The sequence below is a fragment of the Dolichospermum circinale AWQC131C genome, assembly GCF_000426905.1.
Taxonomy (GTDB): domain Bacteria; phylum Cyanobacteriota; class Cyanobacteriia; order Cyanobacteriales; family Nostocaceae; genus Dolichospermum; species Dolichospermum circinale.
This window is the reverse complement of sequence record NZ_KE384600.1, coordinates 50,808-54,905: the sequence shown is the minus strand read 5'-3', so window position 1 is coordinate 54,905 and position 4,098 is coordinate 50,808. Positions and strand designations below refer to the sequence as shown.

At 37.7% G+C, this 4,098-nt stretch carries 3 protein-coding genes; all 3 read left to right on the top strand.

Annotation, left to right across the window (positions count from 1 at the left end; all coding sequences use genetic code 11):
• Positions 1 to 906: 906 nt before the first annotated feature.
• Entirely contained in the window at positions 907 to 2,355 is a 1,449-nt protein-coding gene (gene nifB / locus ACIR131C_RS0106700) for a nitrogenase cofactor biosynthesis protein NifB (RefSeq protein WP_028089574.1), read from the top strand.
• Positions 2,356 to 2,447: 92 nt separating this feature from the next.
• A complete protein-coding gene (locus tag ACIR131C_RS0106695) occupies positions 2,448 to 2,792 on the top strand; it encodes a DUF362 domain-containing protein (protein ID WP_028089573.1) in 345 nt (114 codons plus the stop codon).
• 106 nt (positions 2,793 to 2,898) lie between these two features.
• Positions 2,899 to 4,098, top strand: a 1,200-nt coding sequence (nifS, locus tag ACIR131C_RS0106690) for a cysteine desulfurase NifS (RefSeq protein ID WP_035371611.1), incomplete at its 3' end; no start/stop codon positions are given.

The following is a 4,098-nucleotide window of genomic DNA, read 5'->3' as shown; positions in this document are numbered from 1 at the left end:
CGCAAGCGGGGAGGGGGTTGGGGGTGGGGTTCTTGTACCTCATAACATCGGGAAGTGCTGTATGTCAGATGTGATTGATAGCGTTTATGATATAAAGCCTATAATCAGGTAGTGATGATTCATAAATTATCCCTAGTTCTCTTATATTTGGCATAAATCCTAATCATGATCAAAAAATTAAATCTTTTGCAAATAATCTGCATTAAGATGGATGCCTTATTAAGTCCAAATCCCTTATCCAGCAAGAGATGTAACCACAATTTACATCACAAATCATCGAAAAATTAAAAAAATATAAATTGCATTTCTAGAGAAAAAAATGATAGGCTGTATACATACGGTAAATTCCAGGCTTGTCAGGTACTCTAACTCTTAATCCCCCAATGCTTTCAGCCGAAAGGGGAATTTAGTCCCCTCTGCTTGATCAAAGGAGGGGCTTTGGTGAAGTAAAAACCGGATGTTGTAGGAAAGTTGAGTACAGTCCAATATCAAGAAAACTCGATAAAAATCTAGTTGAAATCCTTACAGATATTGAGTTGGAGATGAGTACAAAGAAATCCTGAACCCCTAACTATAAATACTCGTACCCCTGACTATAAATACTTGCACCCCAACCCAAAAAAATCTTTTTTAATTTTTGTATCGTTGCAATACAAGGATTTAAGGATTTGAGTACAAACATAATAAATCTAATAAGTTCTATCCTTTGTCAACCAAGGGGGACAAAAAAAAGGGCTGCTATAAATCATTTATCGCCAATCACTTAACGCTCCTTAACAAAACAAAGTTAATAGTCAAAAGTGAGTGGAGGGATGAGATTAGCACCATGTCTATAATTTAGACATTGGCAGTAGTAACAGCATCTCCCACAGTGGCTCTCAAGTCCACCGCAAACAGCGAAATTCAATGACACTACCTGCTACTAACATTCTCACCTCCGATAACCTGCGAGATCAGGATTCTATTATCATCCCCGCTAAATCTGGTAATTGCGGTTGCGACAGCAGCACAACTCCAGAAATGGACGAAAAACTTAGAGAACGCATTGCTAAACACCCCTGTTATAGCGAAGAGGCTCATCATCATTATGCAAGGATGCACGTTGCTGTTGCTCCTGCTTGCAATATTCAATGTAACTATTGTAACCGCAAGTATGACTGTGCTAACGAAAGTCGTCCGGGGGTAGTCAGTGAACTGCTCACACCAGAAGAAGCTGCCCATAAAGTGTTAGTAATTGCGGGTAAAATTCCGCAAATGACCGTATTGGGAGTGGCAGGACCTGGTGATCCTTTGGCTAATCCAGAAAAAACTTTTCGGACTTTTGAATTAATTGCAGACAAAGCCCCAGATATTAAATTGTGCTTATCTACTAACGGTTTGATGCTGACAGAATATATTGATCGCATTAAACAATTAAATATAGATCACGTGACCATTACCCTGAATACCATTGACCCCGAAATAGGGGCGCAAATATATTCTTGGGTTCACTATAAACGCAAGCGTTACAGAGGTGTGGAAGGGGCAAAAATTCTCCTGGAAAAACAATTAGAAGGACTGCAAGCTCTCAAAGAAGCTGATATTTTATGTAAAGTTAATTCAGTCATGATTCCGGGAATTAATGATCAACATTTGATTGAAGTTAATCAAGCTATTCGGGAGAGAGGAGCATTTTTACATAACATTATGCCGCTAATTTCTGCACCGGAACATGGTACACATTTCGGTTTAACTGGTCAACGTGGACCAACAGGAAAAGAACTGAAAGAAGTCCAAGATAATTGTTCTGGTAACATGAAAATGATGCGCCACTGTCGTCAGTGTCGAGCAGATGCGGTAGGATTATTAGGAGAAGATCGGAGCCAGGAATTTACTAAAGATAAGTTCATGGAAATGACTCCAGAATATAACTTTGAAACCCGCCAAGAAGTTCACGAAGGTATTGAGAAATTTAGAGAAGAAATTAAGGCTGCAAAAGATAAAGTATTGACTGGCAAAAAATCTGCTAATAATCCTAAAATTTTAGTTGCAGTAGCCACAAAAGGCGGTGGATTAGTTAACCAACATTTCGGACACGCCAAAGAATTTCAAGTTTATGAAGTTGATGGAAATGAAGTTCGTTTTGTTAGTCACCGCAAGATTGATCAATATTGTCAAGGTGGTTACAGCGAAGCAGCTACCGCAGATAATATAATGAAAGCGATCGCAGATTGTAAAGCAGTCTTGGTATCGAAAATAGGCAACTGTCCTAAAGAACAATTAGAAGCAGCAGGAATAAAAGCTGTTGAAGCCTACGACGTAATTGAAAAGGTTGCTTTAGAATTTTACGAGCAATATGTTCAGGTTAATGGGTAATTCAATTTTGGATTTTGGATTTTGGATTTTATTGAATTAACTCTAATCTAAAATCTAAAATCTAAAATCTAAAATCTCAGAGGTAAATAATCATGGCTTACAAAATTACTAGCCAGTGTATTTCTTGCAAGTTGTGTTTACCTGTTTGTCCTACTGGTGCAATTCAAGAAGTTGATGGTAATTATTGGATTGATTCTCAACTTTGCACAAATTGCGCTGGTAGTATTCACACTGTACCTCAATGTAAGGCCACTTGTCCGACTGCTGATGGTTGTGTTCAACAATCTAGTGATTATTGGGAAAGTTGGTTTGCTTATTACCACCGTGTTTTAGCAAAATTAACTAATAAACAAGACTACTGGGAGCGTTGGTATAGCTCTTATTCTCAGAAGTTTTCCCAACAGTTGCAAAAGCATCAAGGCCAAGTAATTATATAGGTGATTTCATGGATGATAGGTAATAGGTAATATTTTCCCCCATTACCTATTACCAATTACCAGTTAATAATTCTAGCTAATTACTCATAATCTTTATATGGAAACTATGCAAAATAATTGTATCTATCTTGATAATAATGCCACCACTAAAATAGCTCCTCAAGTTGTTGAGGCTATGATGCCTTATTTGACGGATTATTATGCTAATCCTTCTAGTATGCACACTTTTGGTGGACAATTGGGAAAAGCTGTAAAAGCAGCTAGAGAACAAATTGCTGCTTTATTGGGAGCCGAAGAATCGGAAATTGTTTTTACCAGTTGCGGAACTGAAGGTGATAATGCTGCTATTCATGCGGCGTTATTAGCTCAACCAGAAAAACGTCATATCATCACTTCTCAAGTAGAACATCCTGCGGTTTTAAATGTTTGTAAACAATTAGAATCTAAAGGTTATCAAGTTACCTATTTGTCAGTTAATTCTCAAGGACAAATAGACTTGAATGAGTTAGAAGCTTCTTTAACTGGTAACACTGCTTTAGTAACAGTAATGTATGCCAATAATGAAACCGGCACAATTTTTCCCATTGAAGAAATTGGTGTTAGAGTTAAAGAATATGGAGCTATCTTCCACGTTGATGCAGTGCAAGCGGTAGGTAAAATACCCTTAAATATGAAGACCAGCACCATAGATATGTTAACTATATCTGGTCACAAAATTCATGCTCCTAAAGGTATTGGTGCTTTGTATGTTAGACGTGGGGTTCGTTTCCGTCCTTTCTTAGTTGGTGGACATCAAGAACGAGGACGTAGAGCAGGTACAGAGAATGTTCCCGGAATTATTGCTTTAGGGAAAGCTGCGGAATTGGAATTATCACATTTAGCAGAAGCAACTCAGAAAGAAAGAAAGTTACGCGATTATTTAGAACAGTCTCTTCTGGCTAAAATTCCTGATTGTCAAGTAAATGGTGATATTAAAAATAGATTACCAAATACTACAAATATCGGGTTCAAATATATTGAAGGTGAAGCAATTTTGCTTTCTTTAAATAAGTACGGTATTTGTGCTTCTTCTGGTTCTGCTTGTACTTCTGGTTCTCTTGAACCTTCTCATGTTTTACGAGCTATGGGTTTACCCTACACTACTTTACATGGCTCAATTCGCTTTAGTCTTTCTCGTTATACTACGGAAGCAGAAATTAATCAAGTAATTGCAGTCATGCCGGAAATTGTTGACCGTCTGCGGGCCTTATCTCCCTTCAAAAATGATAATGCCGATTGGTTACAACAACAAGGACAAACTTTAGTA